General features: G+C 28.6%; 20 protein-coding genes and 1 riboswitch. All 20 genes read left to right on the top strand.

Going from position 1 to position 25,987, the window contains the following annotated elements:
* Positions 1-55: 55 nt before the first annotated feature.
* The 20 genes from ACYUCG_RS06165 to ACYUCG_RS06260 all read left to right on the top strand — a co-directional run bounded on the left by ACYUCG_RS06165 (position 56) and on the right by ACYUCG_RS06260 (position 25,938).
* Positions 56-2,521, top strand: a complete 2,466-nt coding sequence (locus tag ACYUCG_RS06165; RefSeq protein ID WP_460268303.1) for a sensor histidine kinase — start codon at positions 56-58, stop codon at positions 2,519-2,521.
* Between the two features lie 119 nt (positions 2,522-2,640).
* The gene (locus ACYUCG_RS06170) at positions 2,641-3,546 is read left to right on the top strand and encodes a D-alanine--D-alanine ligase (RefSeq protein WP_240298320.1); all 906 of its coding nucleotides are present in this window, start codon (positions 2,641-2,643) and stop codon (positions 3,544-3,546) included.
* Between the two features lie 73 nt (positions 3,547-3,619).
* Positions 3,620-4,585, top strand: a complete 966-nt coding sequence (locus ACYUCG_RS06175) for a glycoside hydrolase family 25 protein (protein WP_460268304.1) — start codon at positions 3,620-3,622, stop codon at positions 4,583-4,585.
* A 161-nt stretch (positions 4,586-4,746) separates the two neighbouring features.
* Positions 4,747-6,336: a VanW family protein gene (locus tag ACYUCG_RS06180; RefSeq protein ID WP_283677701.1), complete on the top strand. Its 1,590-nt coding sequence runs from the start codon at positions 4,747-4,749 to the stop codon at positions 6,334-6,336.
* Positions 6,337-6,477: 141 nt separating this feature from the next.
* Positions 6,478-7,311 carry an HAD family hydrolase gene (locus ACYUCG_RS06185; protein WP_139933420.1) on the top strand — a complete coding sequence of 278 codons (834 nt, stop codon included), beginning with the start codon at positions 6,478-6,480 and terminating at the stop codon, positions 7,309-7,311.
* Positions 7,312-7,399: 88 nt separating this feature from the next.
* Entirely contained in the window at positions 7,400-7,861 is a 462-nt protein-coding gene (locus tag ACYUCG_RS06190; protein ID WP_003450463.1) for a tRNA (cytidine(34)-2'-O)-methyltransferase, read from the top strand.
* Positions 7,862-7,875: 14 nt separating this feature from the next.
* Positions 7,876-8,715, top strand: a complete 840-nt coding sequence (locus tag ACYUCG_RS06195; RefSeq protein WP_060796338.1) for a DegV family protein — start codon at positions 7,876-7,878, stop codon at positions 8,713-8,715.
* 90 nt (positions 8,716-8,805) lie between these two features.
* Positions 8,806-9,876 (top strand): BMP family lipoprotein, encoded by a 1,071-nt coding sequence (locus tag ACYUCG_RS06200; protein ID WP_060796337.1) that lies wholly within the window; start codon positions 8,806-8,808, stop codon positions 9,874-9,876.
* Positions 9,877-9,931: 55 nt separating this feature from the next.
* A riboswitch (cobalamin riboswitch) is annotated at positions 9,932-10,104 on the top strand.
* 374 nt (positions 10,105-10,478) lie between these two features.
* The gene (locus ACYUCG_RS06205) at positions 10,479-10,988 is read left to right on the top strand and encodes an ECF transporter S component (protein WP_139933419.1); all 510 of its coding nucleotides are present in this window, start codon (positions 10,479-10,481) and stop codon (positions 10,986-10,988) included.
* A complete protein-coding gene (locus tag ACYUCG_RS06210) occupies positions 10,975-11,742 on the top strand; it encodes a hypothetical protein (protein ID WP_283704496.1) in 768 nt (255 codons plus the stop codon). The genes ACYUCG_RS06205 and ACYUCG_RS06210 overlap by 14 nt, the downstream gene beginning before the upstream one ends.
* 253 nt (positions 11,743-11,995) lie before the next feature.
* Positions 11,996-13,381, top strand: a complete 1,386-nt coding sequence (rpoN, locus tag ACYUCG_RS06215; RefSeq protein WP_283677697.1) for an RNA polymerase factor sigma-54 — start codon at positions 11,996-11,998, stop codon at positions 13,379-13,381.
* A 225-nt stretch (positions 13,382-13,606) separates the two neighbouring features.
* Positions 13,607-14,641 (top strand): sugar-binding transcriptional regulator, encoded by a 1,035-nt coding sequence (locus ACYUCG_RS06220; RefSeq protein WP_060796333.1) that lies wholly within the window; start codon positions 13,607-13,609, stop codon positions 14,639-14,641.
* Between the two features lie 90 nt (positions 14,642-14,731).
* Entirely contained in the window at positions 14,732-15,730 is a 999-nt protein-coding gene (gap, locus tag ACYUCG_RS06225) for a type I glyceraldehyde-3-phosphate dehydrogenase (RefSeq protein ID WP_003460339.1), read from the top strand.
* 143 nt (positions 15,731-15,873) lie between these two features.
* The gene (locus ACYUCG_RS06230; RefSeq protein ID WP_460268305.1) at positions 15,874-17,067 is read left to right on the top strand and encodes a phosphoglycerate kinase; all 1,194 of its coding nucleotides are present in this window, start codon (positions 15,874-15,876) and stop codon (positions 17,065-17,067) included.
* Between the two features lie 242 nt (positions 17,068-17,309).
* On the top strand, positions 17,310-18,056 hold the full coding sequence (gene tpiA / locus ACYUCG_RS06235) for a triose-phosphate isomerase (protein ID WP_003450470.1): 747 nt from the start codon (positions 17,310-17,312) through the stop codon (positions 18,054-18,056).
* A gap of 124 nt (positions 18,057-18,180) precedes the next feature.
* Positions 18,181-19,719: a 2,3-bisphosphoglycerate-independent phosphoglycerate mutase gene (gene gpmI / locus ACYUCG_RS06240; RefSeq protein WP_060796332.1), complete on the top strand. Its 1,539-nt coding sequence runs from the start codon at positions 18,181-18,183 to the stop codon at positions 19,717-19,719.
* Positions 19,720-20,290: 571 nt separating this feature from the next.
* Positions 20,291-21,748: a glutamate:gamma-aminobutyrate antiporter gene (gadC, locus tag ACYUCG_RS06245; RefSeq protein ID WP_240298312.1), complete on the top strand. Its 1,458-nt coding sequence runs from the start codon at positions 20,291-20,293 to the stop codon at positions 21,746-21,748.
* 207 nt (positions 21,749-21,955) lie between these two features.
* On the top strand, positions 21,956-22,096 hold the full coding sequence (locus ACYUCG_RS06250) for a hypothetical protein (RefSeq protein ID WP_003450461.1): 141 nt from the start codon (positions 21,956-21,958) through the stop codon (positions 22,094-22,096).
* A gap of 376 nt (positions 22,097-22,472) precedes the next feature.
* Positions 22,473-23,768 (top strand): phosphopyruvate hydratase, encoded by a 1,296-nt coding sequence (eno, locus tag ACYUCG_RS06255; RefSeq protein WP_003460354.1) that lies wholly within the window; start codon positions 22,473-22,475, stop codon positions 23,766-23,768.
* A 1,612-nt stretch (positions 23,769-25,380) separates the two neighbouring features.
* Positions 25,381-25,938: a tryptophan transporter gene (locus ACYUCG_RS06260; RefSeq protein WP_060796330.1), complete on the top strand. Its 558-nt coding sequence runs from the start codon at positions 25,381-25,383 to the stop codon at positions 25,936-25,938.
* The last annotated feature ends 49 nt before the right edge of the window (positions 25,939-25,987 follow it).

Here is a 25,987-nt window from a genome sequence, read left to right on the forward strand (position 1 = left end):
AGATGTTAAAAATAAATAGGTCAATATTAATAATATATAGTAATATTATGAAGAAATGAATAAATTTTTGAAAAAAGAAGTATTTTTACTTATTTTAAATATTTATTTAATATATAATGGAAGTACTATGCTAAATAAGAATGGGGAAAATTTATATATGTTAATTGGACTTTTTAACAATTTAGGTATTAAAGAGAAAACATTAAAAAGAATAGCAATAGTTACAGTAATATTACTTAGTTTATTTTTTATAAAAGGTTTAAATATTATTTGTGCCTTAAATAGGAATTTATTTAAGGATGTAAGTGTGATTTATGCTGCCGAAGAAATAATAGTAATGACTCAGATAATCCTCTGTCTTATGATATTATCTATATGTTTTATATATTATAGAGGGCTTAAAAGAAAAGAGTTCTTTGGTATATCACTTGTTTATGTAAGTATTTTTACTGAAATGGTTTTTATAGTCTTAACAGGAAAATTAGTTGAAAATCAAGTTTATGACTTGAATTTATTTAGTTTACTATTTAGGGGAGTATTATTACTTTTAGCTGTTTTATGTTTTAGAAACTTTGATGTTTTTATAAGAAAACATCAAAAATTAACTTTAACATTTGTAATATTAGTAACAATTATATTACAAATATTAAATATTAATCATAATATAGGCGTATATAGGTATAACTTTATATATAATTTAACTGTAGTTTTAATATCTATAACATATATCTCCTGTATTATAGCTTGTTTAGTTAAGATTTTTCAATTTAGAGAAATAACTTATTTAGTAATAATGATAAGTGCTTCGCTTATGTTATTAAAATTAGTTTATGGTATTTCTTTAGTTATAACTACTAGTGACATTATAAAAATAAATATTGTATTTTTTAATTTTATATCATTTATGAGTTTTGTATTTGGTATGTTTTTTGACTCACTTAAAGTTATAAAAAACAAAAACTTTATGCAAGAGGAGTTAAGTGCATTTTTTAACTTAATAGAATTTGATTGTAATAGTGAAGTAATATTATTGAGGAATAATTTGAAGGTTATATATGCAAATGAAAAGTGTAGACGTAAGAGAATTTCACCTAAAAATATAGAAAATAAAACTTATATTGATTTAGAAAAACAAATTAAAGAATTTTTATATGACAAAAATATAATTAGTATAGAAAGTGTACTTAGACATTCACAGGAATGGAAAGGAATAATAAAGTTAAATGGAGAAAATGAAGTTATAAAGGTTAATCTTCAAAAGATAAAAAAGGAAAAACATCTTTATTATGTACTAAGAATTAACGATATAACAGAAGAATACAGAATGGAGAAAAATTTAAAATTAGATGAGCAAAGGTTAAGAGGAGTTACTGAAAATATAAAAGATTTAATATTTACAATTGATGTTGAAGGCAAAATAAGCTATGTAAATAAAGCTGTCATAGATGTTTTAGGGTATTCTGAAGAAGAATTGTTGGGGAAAATTTACTATGATAAATTATTGGTTGAATCTAATTTAAAGATGATAGATAGTAAATATTTTAACGAGGATAAAGTTTTAACAATAGATAAGGTAAGATCCAAAAGAGGATTGGTTGAATTAGAATCTATTTCTAGTAGAATTAAGGATAGCAAGAGCAATACCTTAGGATGGGTAAGAGTTGCTAGAAATATAGAAGATGTAAAAGAAATAGAAATATTAAAAAATAAATTTGAAGAAATAAAGCAGTATGATAAGGTTAGAAGCGAATTTTTTGCAAATTTATCTCATGAGCTTAGAACACCTATTAATATAATATATTCATGTATACAGCTTCTAAACAATAGTAAAAAATTTGAAGCAGGTTTTGCTAGTTTATACGATAAATATGAAAAAACTTTAAAACAGAATTGTTTTAGAATGTTAAGACTTGTAAATAACCTTATAGATATAACAAAAATAGACTCTGGTTTTATTAAAATGGACTTTATTAATTATGACATAATAAAACTTACAGAAGATATAACTATGTCTGTAATTCCTTATGTGGAATCTAAGAATATAGATATAATCTTTGATACTGACTGTGAAGAATTAGAGATAAAGTGTGATCCAGATAAAATTGAGAGAATAATTTTAAATTTATTATCTAATGCTATAAAATTTACAGAGCCAGGTGGAAGAATAGAAGTTAGTATTTTTACAGATGAGACATGGGTAGACATAAGAGTTAAAGATACAGGGATAGGAATTCCATCACACATGAAAGAATTTATTTTTGAAAGGTTTATACAAAATGATAAATCCTTAAATAGAAATAAAGAAGGAAGTGGAATAGGATTATCTTTAGTGAAATCTTTAGTGGAATTACATGAAGGAAAAGTTTTCTTAAGTGAAAGCAATGAATCAGGTAGTGAATTTTCAATATTATTACCTAATGTAAAATTAGAAAATGATATAGAGGAAAATGGAAGTTTAGATTATAAAACAGAGGTTGAAAAAATATCAATAGAGTTTGCTGATATTTATGAGATATATTAGAAGATTTAATAAGTTGAAATAATTTCATAAACTTTCTATTTTAAAAAGATAGTGATATAATATTAAGGGCTTGTTTAAAAAAGACAAGTCCTTAATTATTTCTATTTGGAGGTAAATATATGAAAGTTGGAGTAATAATGGGAGGCATTTCTTCAGAAAGAGAGATATCAATACAAAGTGGAAATTCCGTAGTTAATGCCTTAGATAAAGATAAATATGAAGCTATTCCTATAGTTTTAAATGAAAAAGAAGATTTAATAGAGAAGGTTAAAGGAATTGATTTTGCTCTTTTAGCTTTACATGGAAAGTTTGGTGAAGATGGAACTGTTCAATCTGTTCTTAAAACTTTAGGAATACCATTTTCAGGATGTGGTCCATTAAGTAGTGCTATATGTATGGATAAGGACATGACAAAGAGAATTTTAGCCTTTGGAAATGTTAGAACAGCGAGATGGTTAATGGTTTCATCAATAGATGAGATAGATTATGAAAAAATAGAAAATTTAGGTTATCCAGTATTCATAAAACCTAATAATGGAGGATCCTCTGTTGCAACAACTTTAGTTGAATCTAAAGAATCAGTTAAAGATGCTGTATTAGAAGCCTTAAAATATGATACAGAAGTAATGATTGAAGAATATATTAAAGGTGATGAGATAACTTGTCCTATAATTGATGGAAAAATGTTACCTGTTTTAGCTATAAAACCAAAGGGAAAATTCTTTGATATAGCTTCAAAGTATGAAGATGGAGGAGCAGATGAATTTATAGTTGAATTAAATGAAGATCTTCATAAAGAAGTAGAAAAAATGGCTTTAGAAACTTATAAGTTATTAAAATGTGATGTATATGCTAGAGTAGACATGTTAGTAAAGGATAATGTTCCATATGTATTAGAAGTAAATACATTACCTGGTATGACAAAGAATAGTTTATTCCCTAAAAGTGCTGCAGGAATAAATATGAGTTTTGAAGAACTTTTAGATACAATAATAGAAAAATCTTTAAAGGTTAATAGAGAATAATTTTATTTAGTAACAACTTTCCCTATAAACTTATATTTTATATAGTAAGAACTAATTTGCAGGGAGAGTATTAATGCAAGATAAAAATCCATTAAGTACATTTGGTCCAGATTTAAATGAATTTAGCAGAGATGTTAACTTTGAAACATTAGCCCAAAATTCAGATTTTATTTATTTAAGAGCTTCTGGCTCTGGAACAGGCAAATTAAGAATTGATAATAAGTTTTTAGAGTTTGCAAAAGAGTGCAGAAGATTAGGAATTCCATGTGGAGCATATCATTTTGCTAAACCTTCTAAGGATTTAGGCAGTGCTGTTATTCAAGCAGATCAATTTATTGATGTTTTACAACAGGGATTTGGAACTGGGGATTATGGAGACTTATTCCCAGTATTAGATGTTGAAGCTCCTACAGATAGATCCTTGACTACTACAGAACTTGTAAATTGGATTGATAGATTTAGAGATAGATTTGAGGAGAAAACTAGAAGAAGACTGATGTTATATACAGGCTTATTCTTTATAGGTCTATATGATGATTTTAAAGTTCCTGGGAAAGGATATCCTTTAAGTGATATGCCTTTATGGATTGCTATGTACACCAGAATTCCTTCTAATCCAAAGATTCCACCAAATGTTGGAGGCTGGAAAAGGTGGACTATATGGCAATTTACTGATGAAGGAAAGTTAGATGGAGTTGGAAGTCCAGTAGATTTAAACTGGGGTCCTAATAGCATAGATAGTCTAATGCCACCTTCTGCAGTTACTGGATTAAATGCATATATATCTGGTAATAAAATATTTGTTAATTGGACAGCTAATAAAGAGGATGATTTAAATGGATATAATGTTTTTGTAAATGATAATTATGCAGGAACATTACCAAGAAAAGCAACTAAAATTGTAATTGATAAAAGTAGATTTTATCTTCCAAAAGGAAAGCCAATAAGAATATCAATAGAAGCATTTGATATTACTGGAGACTTTTCAAAAGAAAGAACTGAATATATTTTAGATAATAATGGGGAATTCCTAGGATAGATTATTTTATGTTAAATAGAGTTAAATTTTTTTAGCTCTATTTAATTTTTCTCCAAAAGTTACAAAAATTTTGTTATAATAAGAAATGTTATTATATTGTAATAATTTTTAGTAATATTTAGATTATAGTTTTTTTAGAAGGTTTAGAGAGGAGAATAATTGTGAACGAAGAAAAGAAGAAATCAAGCATAGGCTTACTTAAAAGCAAAAAGAAAATAATAATATCGATAGTTATTATATTAGCAATTATAATAGGTTCTATTGTTGCGTATATAGTTAGTATTCAGAAAAAAGTTGAACAATGGAATGATAAGATATATCCTAACGTATATGTTGAAAATGTAAATTTATCAGGAATGACAAAAGAAAAAGCCATTGAGGTTTTAGAGAAAGATGTAAAAGAACCTGTAGAGCATAAAGCTATAAAAGTTCAGGCGGCAGATAAAAGTATTGAAATAAAATTTTCTGATTTATCACCAGAATATAATATAAATGAAACTGTTGACGAAGCCATGAATTATGGAAAAGATTTAAATCTTTTTGAGAAAAATAACCTTATAAAGGGAAAAGATAAAAAGGAATTAAATTTAGATTTTAAATATGATGAATCTAAGTTAACAGATTATGAAAAAAAACTTACTGAAATGGTAAATCAAAATGCTAAAAATGCTACTATAAGTATAAGTGGTGGTAATATAAGTGTAATAGATGGTGAAGATGGACGAGCTATAGAAGAAGATAAAATGGTTTCTTTAGTAAAAGAAGCTATAAATGCAAATCCAGAGGGTAATTCAGTTGTGGAAGTACCTGTAGAAGTTACAAAACCAAAAATAACTAAAGAAATGCTTTCAAAAATAGATGGCGTTATAGGAAGTTTTACAACAAGTTATACAAGCTCAGATGCTAGTAGAAGTGCTAATGTTGAAATTGCAGCTAAAACAGTTAACGGAACTATTTTAATGCCTGGGGATACATTTAGTTATAATAATACTTTAGGAGAAAGAACTACAGCTAAGGGATATAGAGATGGAGCAGCTTACGTAGGAAATAAAGTAGTAATGGTTACTGGTGGAGGAATCTGTCAAGTTTCTACAACATTATATAGAGCTGTTTTAAGAGCTGGAATAATGCCAACAGAGAGACATAATCATAGTATGACAACTACTTATTCAGGTCCAAGTGAAGATGCTACAGTTTCATGGGGATCTTTAGATTACCAATTTAAAAATACTTATGATTTTCCAATATATATACAAGGATATACAAGTAATAAACATGTAACATTTAATATATATGGAAATGTCCAAGGTATGGATGGAAAAACTTATGAATTACAAACTGTAGTTAATGAAACTTTAAAACCATCAGTTAAAACAGTAGAAGATTCTAGTTTGCCTGCAGGAGAAAAAGTTGTTGAACAAAGACCTGTTACGGGATATAAATCAACAGGATATTTAGTAACTTATCAAAATGGAAAAGAAATAGATAAGAAACTAATAGCACATGATGTATATAAACAAAAGGATGAAATTATAAAAGTCGGAACAAAAAAGGCTGAGCAACCAAAACCAGAGCAGCCAGCTCCGCAACCAGCACCTCAACAACCAGCTGCAGCGCAGCCTGAGGCGCAAAAGCCAGAGGCATCACAGCCGGCTGCTCAACAACCAGCTACACCTCAGACACAAGAAACTCCACAAACACCTGCTACGCCACAAGCACCAGCAGCACAAGGGAATACAGGAACAAATTAAGGAGTAAAATAAATATTATTTAGTTTTTGAATTGTATTTACAATTAATTTTAAAAATTAAATCATAAAAACAAATTGAATATGATAAAAGGGGGAGAGGTTAATAAATTAACTCTCCCCTTTTATTTGGGGAGGAGAATTTATGAAATATAAAATGATATGTATAGATATGGATGGGACATTATTAAATTCAAAGAAAGTTGTAAGTGAAGAAAATAGAATTGCATTAAAAAAAGCTTATGAAAAAGGAGTACATATAATAATATGTACAGGGAGAAATCCTAAAAATGCAATATATTTCTCAGAATTTTTAGGAGTAAACTGTGCTGTAATAGCTAATAATGGAGCTTGGGTAATTGATGAGGATAAGGAAGTTATAATATCAAAGGATGTTTTAAATGAAAGTCAATGCATAGATATTATGAGCATATGTAAAGAATATAAGGGGGTTCCTAGTTTTCATTCAAAAGATAAGGTTTATTGGCCATCAAGATTTAGGAAACATTTATGCGATATTATTTTAAATAAAAAAATACCTGAAAAATATAGGGTTAAGAATATTTATATGAAAGAAAATGAAGAGTGGAGAGAGGTCTTTAAAAGTAATAATATAGGTAAGTGTATAATAATAGAATTGAATACTAGTAAGCTAAAGAAAATAAGGAAAGAGCTTGTTAAAAAGGGTAATTATGAAATAACTCAATCAGGAAGATATGCTTTAGAAGTAAATAATAAAGGGGTATCAAAGGGAAGAGCTGTGAAGGCTTTAGCAGAAGAATATAATATAAAAAGGAAAGAGATTATATGTATAGGTGATAATGAGAATGACTTGTCTATGATTACTTATGCAGGCTTAGGTGTTGCTATGGGAAATGCCATAGATTCTTTAAAGGAAAAAGCTGATTATATAACTGAAAGTAATGACAAAAATGGGGTAGCAAAGGTAATATATGAATTTGTATTAAAGAATGATTAACTTGCATTTTATTTCATTAGATAATATCATATACTTGTGACTTAACTTAAAAATTTATAATTTTTTACATTTATTTGGAGGGACAAAGGTGAATCTTAATATAGTATTATATCAACCAGAAATACCACAAAACACTGGTAATATAGCAAGAACATGTGTTTTAACAAATTCAAAGCTTCATATAATAAAACCTATGGGCTTTGTTATAGATGATAAACATTTAAAAAGAGCTGGATTAGATTATTGGAGTCAATTAGATCTTGAAATTCATGAAAGTTATGAAGATTTTATGAAAAAGTATGGAGATAAGAAGATTTATTTATCAACAACTCATGCTGAAGATCATTATGATGAAGTAAAGTATGAAGAGGGAGCTTTTATAATGTTTGGAAGAGAGTCAGCTGGAGTTCCAGAGGACGTTCATAATGCTCACCATGGAATAAAAGTACCAATGATAAACACAACTACTAGAAGTTTGAATTTATCAAACACAGTAGCTATTATAGCTTATGAAGCTTTAAGACAAATTGGATTTCCAAACATGAAATAAGGGGGAAATATATTTTGGATAAAATAAAGATCATAACAGATAGTACCTGTGACTTATCTAAGGAGATTATAGAGAAGTATGACATAGACGTAATGCCTATGTTAATAAATTTTGGAGAAGAGAGCTATTTAGATGGAGTTGAAATAAAAGTAGACTCTATGATGGAAAGAATTGAAAGAGAAGATGCTCTTCCAACTACTGCTCAAATAGTTCCAACTAGATTTATAGAGAAATATAAAGGTTACTTAGAAGAAGGATACAAAGTTATATCTATACATATATCATCTAATATGAGTGGTACTTATCAATCAGCATGTTTAGCTAAGGCTGAATTAGAAAGTGATGATATAGTTGTAATAGATTCAAGAAATGTAACAGTTGGACTTGGATTAATTGTATTAAAAGCAGCTAGATTAATAGAAGCAGGAATAACTTTAGAGGATTTAGAAAAAGAAATTTTAGAATACAGGAATCATATTAAAAGTACTATAGCTTTTGAAAGTTTAGACAACTTAGTAAGAGGAGGAAGACTTTCAAAAGGAAAAGCTTTATTTGTTAATGCTTTAGGCATAAAGCTTATGCTTAATGTATTAGAGGGTGAAATGAATGTCCAAGGAAAAATAAGAGGAACTAAAAAGATGGTAAAGGCTATGATTGAGCAATTTGATTCAATCCCTAAAAAAGAAGGAGAGCCTATTATATTAGTTGAACTTGAAAATGAGGATATTTACTTACCTATAAAGGAATATTTAGAAAATAATAATATTGAATATTTAAAACTTCCTCTAGGATGTTCAGTAGCAATCCATTCTGGTCCTAAAGTTTGTGCATTATTTTATGTAGAAGAATATTAAAAGAAACTCCTAAGGGAGTTTCTTTTTTTTACATAAATTTTCTTACTTAAAGAAATAATAATTTTGACTAAAAAAATAGGAGGACTAAAAATGAAATTAAAAAAAACATTTAAAGCTTTGGCTTTGCTTTTAGGAATAACTTCAATAATTGCTGGGTGTGGTTCAAATAATTCATCAGCTTTAAAAAAAGTAGATGTTATAGAAAAACAAGTTTATAATTTTGCCTTAGTAAAAGATGACTTTTCTAATGAGGAAAATTATTTTACTGATTTAGCTGTAGATGGATTAGAGAGAATAAAAAAAGAATATGGTGCTAGAATAGAAGTTTTTGATACTAATTCATCAGAGGATTATGAGAAGAGGCTTAGAGAAGCAGCTCAAAATAATGACTTAACTTTTGCTTCAGCCTTTAAATTTTTAGAGAGTTTAAATAATGTAGCTAAAGATTATCCAGATAAAAATTTTGCTATAGTAGATACTGTATCAGATCTTCCAAATGTAAAATCCATAGATTTCAAGGATGAACAGGGTGCTTTTTTAATGGGAATAATAGCTGGTAATACTACTAAAACAAATAAGGTAGGTTTTATAGGGGCAATAAAGGAAGAATTAATAGAAACATTTTTATCAGGATTTATGGCTGGATTAAAGGTTTCAAATGAGGAAGCATATAAAAATATAAAAGAAGGAAATTTAGTTCAGTATGTTGGGAATTTTAATGATCAAAAGAAAGCAAGTGATATAGCTAAAAAAATGTATGATGAAGGAGCAGATATAATATTTGAATCAGCTGGAGAGGCAGGAGAAGGAGTTTTTAAGGCTGCTAAGGAAAAAGGAAAGTATGCTATTGGAGTGGATATTGATTGGGCAGCAAGATTCCCAGAATATGCTGATGTTATATTATCATCAATGATAAAGAATCTAGATGAAGCAGTATATACTACAGCCAAGGAAGTTATAAATAGTGATTTTAAAGCTGGACCAAAAAATAAGATGGAAATAGGGCTTAAGGATAATGGAATTGAGGTGGCTAAAACAACTAGTAATTTAGTTTCTAAAGAAATTTTAGATAAAGTAGAACAATATAAAGAAGCTATTATAAAGGGAGAATTTAATGTGCCAGAAACTTTAGATGAGGTTGAAAATTTTAATATTAAATAAAAATAATAATACATAGGTTGACAAAATGTATATAATTATGTAATTATAAAGTGAAAATAAAATAAGAGCATTAGGTGTTTATTGACTTAATAGGGAAAGTTAAAAACTGCAGCCCCCGCTACTGTTGATAAGGACGAGAACAAAGGACCACTGTGATAAATAGTCATGGAAAGGATTGTTTTAGGATGATTTATTAGCCAGGAGACCTGCCTAGTATGCTATTCTTATTGTTTCGGAGGGAAGCATTATATAAGTTTAAAAAGTATGTAAATTATTTTAACTGGTGGGGAGAGTTATCCTTACCAGTTTTTTATTTGAAAGAATATTTACAGAAAGAATATGTATAAGCTTTTCTAAGGGTTAATTAGAAATAAAAATTTCTAAATTAACATTTTATTTAACTCTATTTAATTAAGCATCAATTATTCTAAGGTTATACAAAGATATTAGATTTTAGTATAATTATGAAAAATTGAAATTATAATTTATGTTTTATTGGGTATGAAATTTTATTTAATATTAAAAGTATAACTTGCTAGTTAATAGGTGCCTTATAATTTAGAGAGAAGGAAAATAATATTAATTAGGAGGGTAAAATAATTATGAATTTTACTAAGGAAAAAAAGAGATTAGATGTTAAGAGTTTATGTTTTTCAGCTATACTTATAGCAATAAGTGTTATATTAGCTAACTTTCCTATATTCTCTAGTATAGCATTAGATTCTATGCCAGCTTTTGTTGGAGGAATAATAATATCACCTGTAGTTGGTGGGATAATAGGACTTTTAGCTCATTTATTTGTAGCTTTAAGAACAGGATTTCCTTTAAGTTTACCAGTACATATTTTAGTAGCATTAGAAATGTTTGTTGTTGTATACATAACATCAATAATATTTAATAGAGGAAAAGTTGTTTTAGCAGGAATTGTTGGTACTCTTTTAAATGGAATAGTATTTACTTTAATAACAGGAGTATTTATGTATTTTGTTTTAGGAGGAATGAATCCAATAGACTTTTTAAAACTTTTAGGATTACCACTTACTTTAGCAAGCTTAGTTAATATAGTTGTAGCATTTATAGTAAGTAAGGGACTAAAAAATGCAAATATATAAGTTTAGAGACTTAACTGTATTAGAAAATGAAAAAAATAAACTAGTAATAGCTTGCGATAGTTGTGGTGGAATTGGTGAAAATGAAGCAGATTTTGTAAAAGCCAGTAATGAGATTGTATCATATTTCTCAGCTAGAGTATGTCTTTTTGAGCTTTTAGCTTTTAGAGCAAAACCATTAGTAATAGTTAATAATTTGGGTATGTCTATGAATAATGGGGGAGAAAAAATAATACAAGGCATTAATAGAGCCATAAAAGAGTATAATGCTGAGAACTTTTTTGAAGAAAAATCTAATTTATCAGAGTGTGTAACAGGAAGCACAGAGGATAACTTTAAAACTCTTCAAACTTTTTTAGGATTAACCATAATAGGAGAAAAAGAAGAAACATTAAAGGTTAATTTTGAAAAGGGAGATTCCATTTGTTTATTAGGAATACCTAAAGTTGGACAAGAAGTTTTAGAGGATATAAATAATAATCTTGGAGAAATTGTTACTTTTAAAGATTTTAAGATTTTAATAGATGATAAGAGTGTTAAAGATATATTACCTATTGGATCAAAGGGGATTATTCACGAAATAAGTGAATTAGAAAAGAGTAATAAAATAAGGATAAACTTATCCTATGAAGGCGATTATTTAAGAAAATCAGCAGGACCTGCTACAGCTTTATTATTTATTTGCAAAAATAATTCTTTAGAAGATATAAAGAACAAAATAAAGACTTCTATAATGGAAATAGGAAATATTATTTAAATTAAATATAAAAATAGTAAGGGCATTTATCAAAGATTAATAAAACTTATGAAATATTCTTAGAATCAGTAGATTTTTCTAAGAATTTTTGTGAGAGTTTTATTAAAAATTATTTTGGTATATGCCTTTCTTTTATAATTAGCTAAAATTTTAAATTATTGAAAAATAATTTTATTTGATGGATAATTATATAAGAAAGGTTAAAAGATAAAAGTGAATAGATTAGAATTAGATAATTTTAGGTGATATATATATGTTAATGGATTTTAATTTGAATTTAACTCAAGAGCAAAAGCTTATTATGACCCAGCAAATGCAACTTTCAATAAAACTTTTGCAAATGTCAACATATGATTTAAGAGAATATATTGAAAAAGAATTTTCAGAAAATCCTGTATTAGAAGCTCAGTATGAGGATACTAAAGAGGTATCAAAAGAGCAAGATAGATTAGAATATAAAGAGTTAGTAAAATATTTAGAGTCAGATAACTATGGCTCTCAAAGTTATGGTGAATATGATCAAGAAGGAATTTCACCTTTTACTTTCATAAGTAAGCCAGAATCTTTAACAGATTATTTAGAAGGGCAAATATTAGAATTACCAATAGATGAATATATGAGAAGTGTATGTAGTTATATGGTTGAGTGCTTAGATCAAAAGGGATATTTAGATATAAAAAAAGAAGAATTAATGTGGGAGCTAGATTGTTCTGAAGAGACTTTTAATAGGGCTTTAATAGTTCTTCATAATTTAGAACCTGCTGGTATAGGGGCAAGAGATTTAAAGGAATGCCTAGAAATTCAGTTAGAAAGAAAAGGTGAAAATGATCCTATAGTTAAAGAGATTATAGATAATCACTTAGATAACTTAGCAGATAATAAATATCAAGTTATTGCAAAGGATTTAGGAATTACTCCTAAAAAAGCACAAGATTATGGAGATTTAATAAAAACTTTAGAACCAAAGCCATCAAGAGGATTTTACACTGGTGATGAAGTAGGTTTTATAATTCCTGATGCAGAAATACGAAAGATAGATGGAGAATTTCTTATATTAATGAATGATGGAGTTTTACCTATGCTTTCAGTTAATCCTTTATATAAAGATATATTAAAAGATAGTACTAATGATAAAGAGGCTACAGAGTATGTAAAGGAAAAAATAGAAAAGGCTATGTTTTTAATTAAAAGTATAGAGCAAAGAAAAAGTACTTTATACAAAGTTCTTGAAAAAATACTTGAAAAGCAAAAGGATTATTTTGAAAAGGGAGAGAAATATTTAAAGCCTATGACTTTAAAAGAAATAGCTGAACAATTAGAAATGCATGAATCAACTATTTCAAGAGCTATAAGGGATAAGTATATTTTAACTTCTATGGGAACAATAAAAATAAAGAATCTCTTTGTAAACTCAATAAGTAATAAAGAAAAAAATGACGGAGAAGAAGATGTTACAGTTATAAATATAAAAAAAGCTTTAGAAGAAGTAATTAAGGAAGAAAATAAAGCAAAGCCATTATCAGATCAAATCATAAGTGAAATTCTAAAAGAAAAAGGAATGGTTATTTCAAGAAGAACTGTAGCAAAATACAGAGAAGAGTTAGGCATAAAGTCATCTAGCAAGAGAAAAAGATTTTAAAAGAGAAGAATTTCTATCTTGTGGTAAATGAGGTTATAAAGTGCTTATTTTGAGTGAAAAATATAGAGAGACTGGGTAATCTCTCTATATTTTTTTATATTTTTTAAAAAAATAAGAAAAAATTTTCTAAAAACCCTTTAATTTTTTCTTAATATGTTTTATAATAAACGTGCGGGACATTTGAGAAGCGAGTGGGACTTAGAGTGTCCAAAGGAGTTGTTAAATTTGCTAGAGATTTTAAAATTGCAAAAGATAATAGTTCCTGAAATGGTAGAACTATTAGTTAAAAGATACAATATAATCAGAACAATTTATTATAATCAGCCAATAGGTAGAAGAGCTTTGGCAAACAATTTAAATTTAGGTGAAAGAATTGTAAGAACAGAAATAGGTTTTTTAAAATCTCAAAACCTTATACAAATAAACACTCCAGGTATGTCTGTAACCCAAGAAGGAGAGTTCATGTTAGAATCTTTAAAAGGATTTATACATGAAATAAAAGGGCTATCTAATCTTGAGAAGCAATTATGTGATATGCTTCATGTAAGAAATGTAATTGTTGTTCCAGGAGATTGCAGTGAGGATGAAAACACTATAAAAGAGCTTGGAAAAGCCGCTGCAAATTATTCTAAGAATATCATTAAAGATGGCTATACTATTGCTGTTACTGGTGGAACTACTGTAAAAGAAGTTATAGATGAATTACCAGAAATGGCAAACCTACGTGATGTGTTAGTGGTGCCTGCAAGAGGTGGTATGGGTAAGAAGGTTGAGACGCAGTCAAATACATTAGCTGCGAATTTAGCTAAAAAGTTAAATGGAACCTATAAAATGCTTCATGTTCCTGATAATATAAGCAAAGAAGTAATGGATGCTTTAATGAAGCAGGAAGATATGAAGGAACTTATACAAAATATTAAGAATGCAGATATGCTAATATATGGTATAGGTCAAGCTAAAAAAATGGCTAACAAAAGAGGGGTGCCTAAAGATCAAATAATAAAGTTATTAGATTTAGGTGCTATAGGAGAAGCTTTTGGATGCTACTTTAATGATAAGTCAGAAGTTGTTTATGTAATGCCAACTTTAGGGGTTACAATAAATGATCTTAGAAAAATAAAAAATCACATAGCTGTAGCGGGTGGTAAGAATAAAGCAGAAGCTATTTTAACTACTGTTTATGGCAATGAAAATGCCATTCTTATTACTGATGAAGGAGCAGCTAATGAAATTTTAAATTTTTTAAATAGAGATGAATAAAAAAATATGAAATCTCTAAAAATAACTTTGTTTAAAATATTTTTAAATATTTTATATATAAAAAACAACATCTTTTAGGAGGTATTTATAATGGTAAAAGTAGCTATTAACGGATTTGGAAGAATAGGAAGATTAGCGTTAAGATTAATGATCGACAACCCTGAGTTTGAGGTTGTAGCAATCAACGACTTAACTGATGCTAAGACTTTAGCACACTTATTCAAATACGATTCAGCACAAGGAAGATTCAATGGTGAAATAGAAGTTAAAGAAGGAGCTTTCGTAGTTAACGGAAAAGAAATCAAAGTAACTGCTAAAAGCAACCCTGCTGAATTACCATGGGGAGAATTAGGAGTAGACGTAGTATTAGAGTGTACTGGATTCTTCGCATCAAAAGAGAAAGCTTCAGCTCACTTAACTGCTGGTGCTAAAAAAGTTGTTATCTCAGCTCCTGCTGGAAACGACCTACCAACAGTTGTTTACAACGTAAACCACGACATATTAGATGGAAGCGAAGACGTTATCTCAGGTGCTTCATGTACTACAAACTGCTTAGCTCCAATGGCTAAAGCTTTAAATGATAACTTCGGATTAAACAAAGGTTTCATGACTACAATCCACGCTTACACTAACGATCAAAACACTTTAGATGCTCCACACAAAAAAGGAGACTTAAGAAGAGCTAGAGCTGCTGCTGCTAACATAGTTCCAAACTCAACTGGAGCTGCTAAAGCTATCGGTTTAGTTATCCCAGAATTAGCTGGTAAATTAGACGGAAACGCTCAAAGAGTACCTGTAATAACTGGTTCATTAACTGAGTTAGTTTGTACTTTAGATAAAAAAGTAACAGTAGAAGAAGTAAACGCTGCTATGAAAGCTGCTTCAAACGAGTCATTCGGATACACTGAAGATCCAATAGTATCATCAGACGTTATCGGAATAAGCTTCGGATCATTATTCGATGCTACTCAAACTAAAATAATGGAAGTTGACGGACAACAATTAGTTAAAGTTGCTTCATGGTATGACAACGAAGCTTCATACACTAACCAATTAATCAGAACTTTAAAATGCTTAGTTTCTAAGTAATTTTTAAAATTAAATATTTAGACTGATTATATAAAAGGGTCTGGTTTTATAGTTAAAGCTATGAGGCCAGACTACTTTAACATATAAATGATTTTTGTTTATATTAAAGGTAATTATAAAATATTATTTAAGAGGTGAATATAATGAACTTCAATAAAAAGACTATAGAAGACGTTCAAGTAAAAGGTAAAAAAGTATTAGTAAGATGCGACTTTAACGTTCCATTAAAAGATGGTGTTATAACTGATGAAAACAGATTAAACGGAGCTATGCCAACTATAAAATACTTAGTTGATAATGGCGCTCAAGTAATCCTTTGCTCACACATGGGTAAACCAAAAGGAGAAGCTAAACCAGAATTCTCATTAGCACCTGTAGCTAAAAGATTAAGCGAAATGCTTGGTAAAGAAGTAGTATTTGCTGCTGACGACAACGTTGTTGGAGAAAATGCTAAAAAAGCTGTAGCTGAAATGAAAGATGGAGACGTAGTTTTACTTCAAAATACAAGATACAGAAAAGAAGAAACTAAAAATGGTGAAGAGTTATCAAAAGAATTAGCTAGCTTAGCTGAAATGTTTGTTAACGATGCATTCGGTACTGCTCACAGAGCTCACTGCTCAACAGTTGGAGTAACTGAATACTTAAAACCAGCAGTATGTGGATACTTAATCCAAAAAGAGCTTAAGTTCTTAGGAGATGCTGTAGAAACTCCAGAAAGACCATTCGTTGCTATCTTAGGTGGAGCTAAAGTTTCAGATAAGATAAACGTTATAAACAACCTTTTAGAAAAAGTTGATACTTTAATAATAGGTGGAGGAATGGCTTACACATTCTTAAAAGCTCAAGGATATACTGTAGGAAGTTCATTAGTAGAAGAAGATAAAGTTGAATACGCTAAAGAAATGTTAGCTAAAGCTGAGGAAAAAGGTGTTAAATTATTATTACCTGTAGACCACAGAGTAGCTAAAGAATTCAAAGATATTGAAGCTGTAGTTACAGAAGATCAAAACATCGCTGAAGGATTCATGGGATTAGATATCGGGCCAAAAACTGAAGCTATCTACGCTGAAGCTATAAAAGATGCTAAGACAGTTATCTGGAACGGACCAATGGGAGTATTCGAATTCGAAAACTTCAACAAAGGAACAATAGCTGTTGCTAAAGCTATGGCTGAAGCAGATGCTACTACTATAATCGGTGGTGGAGATTCAGCTGCTGCTGTAAATATCTTAGGATTCGGTGACAAAATGTCTCACATTTCAACTGGTGGTGGAGCTTCATTAGAATTCTTAGAAGGAAAAGTATTACCAGGAATAGCTGCTTTAAACGATAAATAATATTATAAACCTTAAAGTAGATATTTAGATTGAAGTATAAAGATTGTTGTTTTATAAAAAAATAAGACTAAGTTCAATGAAATTTATTTTTCATTGAATCTTAGCCTTGTTTTACTAAAAGTTAAGAAAATATTAGGGTTATTATTTAATATTTTCAGAGCTTTTAGAAAAATAGTATATTATAGGGGATTAACCTTATATATATTATTTAATATTTAAAATATTAATAGAGGTGAATATAGATGAGAACTCCAATAATCGCAGGAAACTGGAAAATGCACTATACAATAGACGAGGCTGTTAAATTAGTTGAAGAATTAAAGCCATTAGTTAAAGATGCTAAATGTGAAGTTGTTGTTTGCCCAACTTTCGTTTGCTTAGATGCAGTTAAAAAAGCTGTTGAAGGAACAAACATAAAAGTAGGTGCTCAAAACATGCACTTTGAAGAAAAAGGAGCATTCACTGGAGAAATAGCTCCAAGAATGTTAGAAGCTATGAACATAGATTACGTTATAATTGGACATAGTGAAAGAAGAGAATACTTCAACGAAACAGATGAAACTTGCAACAAAAAAGTTAAAGCTGCTTTCGCACACAACTTAACTCCAATCCTTTGCTGTGGAGAAACTTTAGAGCAAAGAGAAAACGGAACTACTAACGACGTTATAAAAGCTCAAATCACTGCTGATTTAGAAGGATTAACTAAAGAGCAAGCTGAGAAAGTTGTTATAGCTTACGAACCAATCTGGGCTATCGGAACTGGAAAAACTGCTACTTCAGATCAAGCTAATGAAACAATAGCTGCTATAAGAGCTATGGTTGCTGAAATGTTCGGACAAGAAGTTGCTGATAAAGTAAGAATCCAATACGGTGGATCAGTTAAGCCTAACACAATAGCTGAACAAATGGCTAAATCAGACATCGATGGTGCTTTAGTTGGTGGAGCTAGCTTAGTTGCAGCTGACTTTGCTCAAATCGTAAACTACTAATAAATATTAGTAATTAAATAGTAGCAATAGGCAAGTAATACCAATTGTCTATTGCTATTGTTTTTTAATTAGGTACACATTATAATAAATGTATAAATAGAAATTTAGTTTTTGGAGGGTTATTATGAGTAAAAAACCTGTAATGTTAATGATATTAGACGGATTTGGAATTTCTCCAAACAAAGAAGGTAATGCAGTAGCTGCTGCTAATAAACCAAATTATGATAGATTATTTAATAAATATCCACACACTGAATTACAAGCTTCAGGATTAGAAGTTGGTCTTCCAGAAGGACAAATGGGTAACTCAGAGGTTGGTCATTTAAATATAGGTGCTGGTAGAATAATATACCAAGAGTTAACTAGAATAACTAAAGAAATAAAAGAAGGAACTTTCTTTACAAATAAAGCTTTAGTTAAAGCTATGGATGAAGCTAAAGAAAATAATACTTCATTACACTTAATGGGATTATTATCAAACGGAGGGGTTCACTCTCACATAGATCACTTAAAAGGTCTTTTAGAGTTAGCTAAGAAAAAAGGACTTCAAAAAGTTTACGTTCATGCTTTCATGGATGGTAGAGACGTTGCTCCATCATCAGGTAAAGACTTCATAGTTGAATTAGAAAATGCTATGAAGGAAATTGGTGTTGGTGAAATAGCTACTATAAGTGGTAGATATTACGCAATGGACAGAGATAACAGATGGGAAAGAGTAGAATTAGCTTATAACGCTATGGCTTTAGGAGAAGGTGAAAAAGCTTCTTCAGCTGTTGAAGCTATAGAAAAATCTTACCATGATAACAAAACTGACGAGTTCGTTTTACCTACAGTAATTGAAGAAGATGGACACCCAGTTGCTAGAATTAAAGATGGAGATTCAGTAATATTCTTCAACTTTAGACCAGATAGAGCTAGAGAAATAACTAGAGCTATAGTTGATCCAGAATTCAAAGGATTTGAAAGAAAGCAATTACACGTAAACTTTGTTTGTATGACTCAATATGACAAAACTTTAGAGTGTGTAGATGTTGCTTACAGACCAGAAAGTTACACAAATACTTTAGGAGAATATGTTGCATCTAAAGGATTAAACCAATTAAGAATTGCTGAAACTGAAAAATATGCTCACGTAACATTTTTCTTTAACGGTGGAGTAGAACAACCAAACACTAATGAAGATAGAGCATTAATAGCTTCACCAAAGGTTGCTACATACGATCTTAAACCAGAAATGAGTGCTTATGAAGTAACTGATGAATTAATAAATAGATTAGATCAAGACAAATATGACATGATAATCTTAAACTTCGCTAACCCAGATATGGTTGGACACACTGGAGTACAAGAAGCAGCTGTTAAAGCTATAGAAGCTGTTGATGAGTGCTTAGGAAAAGTAGCTGATAAAGTATTAGAAAAAGAAGGTACTTTATTCATAACTGCTGACCATGGTAATGCAGAAGTAATGATAGATTACTCAACTGGTAAACCAATGACTGCTCATACTTCAGATCCAGTTCCATTCTTATGGATATCAAAAGATGCTGAAGGAAAATCATTAAAAGATGGTGGAAAATTAGCTGATATAGCTCCAACTATGTTAACTGTTATGGGATTAGAAGTTCCATCAGAAATGACTGGAACATGTCTTTTAAACAAATAATATAAGTTTGTTATATATTTTAAATAGTATTCTTCTTAATGAAGGATACTATTTTTTTATAATAAAATAAGTTTTGAACTTGTAATTTTATTACTCATATAGGTCTTTATTTTTTTATTAAGGAAGCTCTATAGATAAAGGTTTAATTGCTATTTATTTTTTATTAATATTCAAATTTATATGACTTAAGCTTAAGGCTTTCATCTTTTAAGATTAATATTTATTTTATTAACACTTAAATTTGATTATTAATATTGATTATAAAATAATTTTAATATAAGAAAAGTCAATATGTTAAAAAATATATCTTTATTTTATATTAATAGTAATTTAAATCATTTAATTTGTCTTATTTTTAAGGATTAAAATTAAATAATAGAAGTTTGAAATATTTTCAAAAAACATTTAACAAATAAGAAGTAAAGAGTTATAATATATATAAACAAAACGTTAACAAAATGTTAACTATATTTATAACTCAAAAATTTAAAAGTTTCTTACTTCTCTTTGAAGCAACTAACTTTTTAATTTATTTGAGCTAATCAAATAACTTAAAAGGAGTTGAATTTAAATGAAACAAGAAGGAACAACAAAAAAATCATTGACACTTTTTGGATTCTTCGCAATGACAGCCTCTATGGTTATGGCTGTATATGAATATCCTACTTTTGCAACATCTAAATTGCACTTAGTATTTTATCTACTTTTAGGCGGTTTTTTATGGTTTATTCCAGTTGCTTTATGTGCTGCTGAAATGGCAACAGTAGATGGCTGGGAAAAAGGTGGAGTTTTCACTTGGACTGGAAAGAACTTAGGTAAAAAATATGGTTTTGCAAACTTATTTTTTGAATTCTTTGAAATAACAGTTGGATTTGTAACCATGATTTATTTCATCCTTGGGGCTTTATCATATGTATTTGACTGGCCAGCACTAAATAGTAACCCAATGATAAAATTTATAGGTGTATTAGTAATCTTTTGGATTTTAGCATTATCTCAATTTGGAGGAACAAAATATACTGCTAAAATAGCAAAGATAGGTTTTATAGTAGGAATACTTTTACCAGCAGCTATTTTAATAATCTTAGCTCTTGTATATATAGTTCAAGGTAACCCTATATACATATCAAGTAAAGATACTTTTGTTCCAGACTTTACAAAGGTAAATACCTTAGTTGTATTTGTATCCTTTATATTATCTTACATGGGTGTAGAAGCATCAGCTACTCATGCAAATGAAATGGACAATCCAAAGAAAGAATATCCATTAGCAATGCTTTTATTAGTTATAGTAGCAATCGTTGTTAGCACTTTAGGAGGCCTTGCAATAGCAGCAGTTATTCCTCAAGATCAAATAAATTTAAGTGCTGGAGTAGTTCAAACCTTTGCGGTTTTATTAGGTCACTTTACAGCTAACAATACAATTTTAGTTAAGATAATAGCTTTATTACTTGCCTTTGGTGTAATTGCAGAAGTAAGTTCATGGGTTGTAGGACCAACAAGAGGAATGATTATAGCAGCTGAAGAAGGTGCTATTCCAAAATTATGGGCTAAAACAAATGAACATGATGTACCAGTTTACTTAGTTATAGCACAAGGTATAATTGTTAGTATATGGGATGCTGTTTTAACCTTTGGAGCAGGTGGAAGTAACCTTTCATTCTTAGCAGCAATGTCATTAACAGTTGTAATTTATTTAAGTGGATATATTCTATTCTTTGTAGGATATATAAAAGCTATATTAGGAGAAGGATTAAATGGAGCTTATCAAATGCCTGGTGGAAAACCAGTTAAGATTATAGTAGCCATAGTTGGACTTGCAACTTCTATATTTGCATTCTTTATATCTTTTGTTCCACCTACATCAATTGCAGGAAATGTAGTTCAATCACATGAGTACATGTGGATGCTTATTATAAGCTATGTAATATCATTAATATTACCATTTGCTATTTATGATTTATGTCAAAAATACATGCATTCTCATGAAGGAAATATCTATCATGCAGTAGCAGGTCATAAACACTAATTTAAAGAAGGCTGTCCTAAAGAGTTGATAACTCAGCTTGTTTAGGAGAGCCTTTTTTATTTAGTTATAACTTAAGTTTATATAAATTATTTCTGCAAAATAATATTAAAGTAAAATTTAAAAATTAATTTATAAATTCCTTTATAAGTGTAAATAATAAAACTAGAATTTAAATTACTTAATTACAAAGGACAAGGAGAATAGAAAATGAGCAAGAAAAAAACCTTAAATGGAATACAACAAAGTATGAAACAGCACAATGCTGAATCTTCAAATTCAAAAACTGGATTTAATGAGAGAAGTAATACAGCTAAAGAACCAGGAATAGCAAATACAAAAGGACTTTAAAATTAGAAAAATGAGCTTTTAAATAGCTCATTTTTCTTTTAAGGAATTTAAATTAAATAGTATTTGAATTTAAAAAATAAGATTTTATAAAAATTTTTTTGGTAGTATTAATTAATAATATTATAGTTAATTAATAATAAAAGACTAGTCTATTAAGTATAATAGAGATTTATTTAATAAATTATAAATTTTAAAGGTATTTAAGGATTATTTTTCTAAAAAGACAAAAAATGATAATCATTTTCAATAAATGTGATTTAAATCATATTTTTAATATGAAAAATAGATTAGAATTAAAGCATAAAATTTATTAGAAAAGTAAAGAATAAAAAATAATTGAGTATTAACTTGAATTTTCTTAAGGAGGAATTTAAAGATGAAACAATATATTGAAATAATTGACGTGGTAGCAAGACAAATTTTAGATTCAAGATGCTTCCCAACAGTAGAAGTTGAAGTTTATTTAGAAGATGGAACAGTTGGAAGAGCAGCAGTACCTTCAGGAGCTTCAACAGGTATATATGAAGCTGTTGAATTAAGAGATGGAGATAAAGATAAATACCTAGGAAAAGGTGTTGAAAAGGCAGTAGCAAATGTTAATGATACAATTGCAGAAGAAATAATAGGATTAAATGTATTAGATCAAGCTTACATAGATAAAACTCTTATAGAGTTAGATGGAACTAAAAATAAAGGTAAATTAGGAGCTAACGCAATCTTAGGAGTTTCTTTAGCAGTAGCTCAAGCAGCAGCTAACTATTTAGGAATGCCTTTATACCAATACATTGGAGGAGTAAATGCTAAAGTTTTACCAGTTCCAATGATGAACATAATAAACGGAGGAAGCCATGCTGATAACTCAGTAGATATCCAAGAGTTTATGATTATGCCAGTAGGCTTTGATTGCTTTGAAAGAGCTGTAAGAGCTTGTGCAGAAGTTTACCATGCATTAAAGAAAACTTTAAATTCAAAAGGATACTCAACTGGTGTTGGTGATGAAGGTGGATTTGCTCCAAACTTAAAATCAAATGCAGAAGCAATAGAAGTTATATTAGAAGCTATTGAAAAAGCAGGTTATGAGCCAGGAAAAGAATTCTTCATAGCAATAGATGCAGCTTCATCTGAGTACTACAAAGATGGAAAATATGTTTTAGAGCATGAAGGAAAAACTTTAACAGCTGCTGAAATGGTTGACTTCTTTGAAGATTGGGTTAACAAATATCCAATAATCTCAATAGAAGATGGTATGGCCGAAGAAGACTGGGAAGGTTGGAAGCTAATGACTGAAAGACTTGGTAAAAAAGTTCAATTAGTTGGTGATGACCTATTCGTTACAAATACAGAAAGATTAAAAACTGGTATAGAAAAAGGAATTGCTAACTCAATTCTAATAAAACTTAACCAAATAGGAACATTAACAGAAACATTAAATGCTATAGAAATGGCTAATAGAGCAGGATATACAGCTGTTGTTTCTCATAGATCAGGAGAAACTGAAGATACAACTATAGCAGACTTAGTTGTTGCAGTTAATGCAGGTCAAATAAAAACTGGTGCTCCAGCTAGAAGTGAAAGAGTAGCTAAATACAACCAATTAATCAGAATAAATGAAGAATTAGGTGAAGTAGCTGAATACAGAGGAAGAAATGCATTCTTCAACCTTTCAAAATAATTATATTAAAGAGTAAAAATAAAAGTTTAATAGATAAAAACCTCTAAGTTTTCTTAGGGGTTTTTTATTTTGGCATATTTATAAGTTAGTTTTATATTAAAAATTAGTTCTACATTAGAAATTACTTCTATATTAAAATTTAGTTTTATAGTATTTTTTTATTGAGAAAATAGAACTTTTTATTTGAATAAATAAAGCTAAATAATATGGAATATGAGAAAAAAATAATTAGGTTATTTTAAGTCTTATAACTTTAGTGGAACATAAATATTTTTTAGGTTGTCATGACTTTAAAAGTTTAAGATTTATTAAAGCTATATTAATTATAAATAGCAACTTATATATTGATTATTCTTAAATAATATACTCGTAAATAATAACAAATAAAATAGTAAAGAAGAAAAAGTAAAAATAACAAAAGGTTTGTATAAAAAATAAATAGCTTTAATAAATAAAAAGAAAATTAAATTTTTTATTTTAAATAGAGGGTATAACAAAAGGGAAGTAACATTTATCATTTGTTTATTATATTATAATAATAAACGATAAAATAATTTTAACTATTGAAAATAATACATTAATAAAGTAATATAGGAAAAAAGAAAATATTAAATAATCCTTTGAAGAGGAGTAAGTAGTTAAACTTAGTTTCAATAAAGAGAGTCAATGGTGGTGGAAATTTGGCAAGAAAGAGTTTGATGAATGGACCTTGGAGGAATAAAATGAAATCTCTTTAAGAGAAAGTAGTGGAATGGTGTGCTGCACCTTATAGCAGATAGAGTATGTTAGTACTTGAAAATGAGAGATATTAGTAAGTATTTTAAGTTTAAAACCCTAGCTAGGTCTATTTAGTTATAATTAAAATACAATACTAATATAAATTAGGTGGTATCGCGGATTCAACTTCGTCCTATTTTTAGGGCGGAGTTTTTTTATTTGTTACAAATAAAACTAGAAATTATTTGGCTAAGGAGTAACACCATATATTTAGCTGAATGATAAAGTTTATATTTTTAGCTAAAAAGAAAAAGCTTACATTTAGCTAAAGGGGGAAAACTTATATTTAGCTAAAGAGTAAAATCTTATAGAACTAAGAATATACAGATAAGTTTAAAAATAGTTTTGATTTTTAAATGTTCTTTAGATAAGTAAACATAGTTTCATATAAATAGAAAGCTTTAATAATTAATAAAGGTTTTTATTGTTTTTATGAGACAAAATTTTAAAAAGAGGGAGTAATATACTTCTTAATTAGTAAACCTACTTAGCATTTTTATTACTAAACTTTTTGTACCCTCACTTAAATTCTATAAACAGTAGTAAACCTACTTATTATTATGACGCATTGATTATTTTATGAATTAAGGAGCTTTAAAATGTAATAAATCTATTTATTATTTTATTACTATAACCTAATAAATATTATGTTTAGTCTTAGTTAAGAGATTTAATTAGGGAGTTAGGACCTTATTAAGTATGGTAATTGAGTTTGAATTTGATAGGGGGAGTTAATTATGAAATGAAGTTTAAAAAATCAATATAAAAAGAAAATAGAAAATTTAAAGTTAAAAACTCCCTTGAGGAGAAAATAGATTATTAGGAGGATTTTAAAATGAACGTAAGAAATAATACAAAACTTATAACAATAAATGCTTTATTATTAGCCATAGGAGTAATATTACATCAAATAACACCAGTATTAGGCTTGCCAATGCAACCAGACTTTGCTCTTACTATGTTATTTATAATAATTATATTAAATGATAACTTTAAGATAACTATGGTTTCAGGAACTTTAATGGGGATATTTACAGCTATGACAACTAAGTTTCCAGGTGGACAATTACCTAACGTAGTAGATAAGATTTTTACTGCACTTATAGTATTTTTATTTATAGCTTTAATAAAAAAATCTAATATATTAGGAAGATTATCAGTAGAAAAGAGAAATAATATATTAATGGCAATTATTTTACCTTTAGGAACTTTAATAAGTGGAGTTTTATTTTTAGGAACTGCTCAAATAATTGTGGGACTTCCAGCAAGCTTTTCTATATTGTTTTTAACTGTTGTAGTGCCTTCAGTTGCTTTAAATACTGTTATAGGACTAGTATTATATAGAATTGTAGAAAAGTCTCTAAGAAGAGCCTCTTATAGTATAAGAGGATAGAAAATTAGATGAGTTATATAATTATAGAAAGAGGAAAAGTATATAAAAG

The organism is Clostridium sp. CTA-17, from assembly GCF_054767895.1.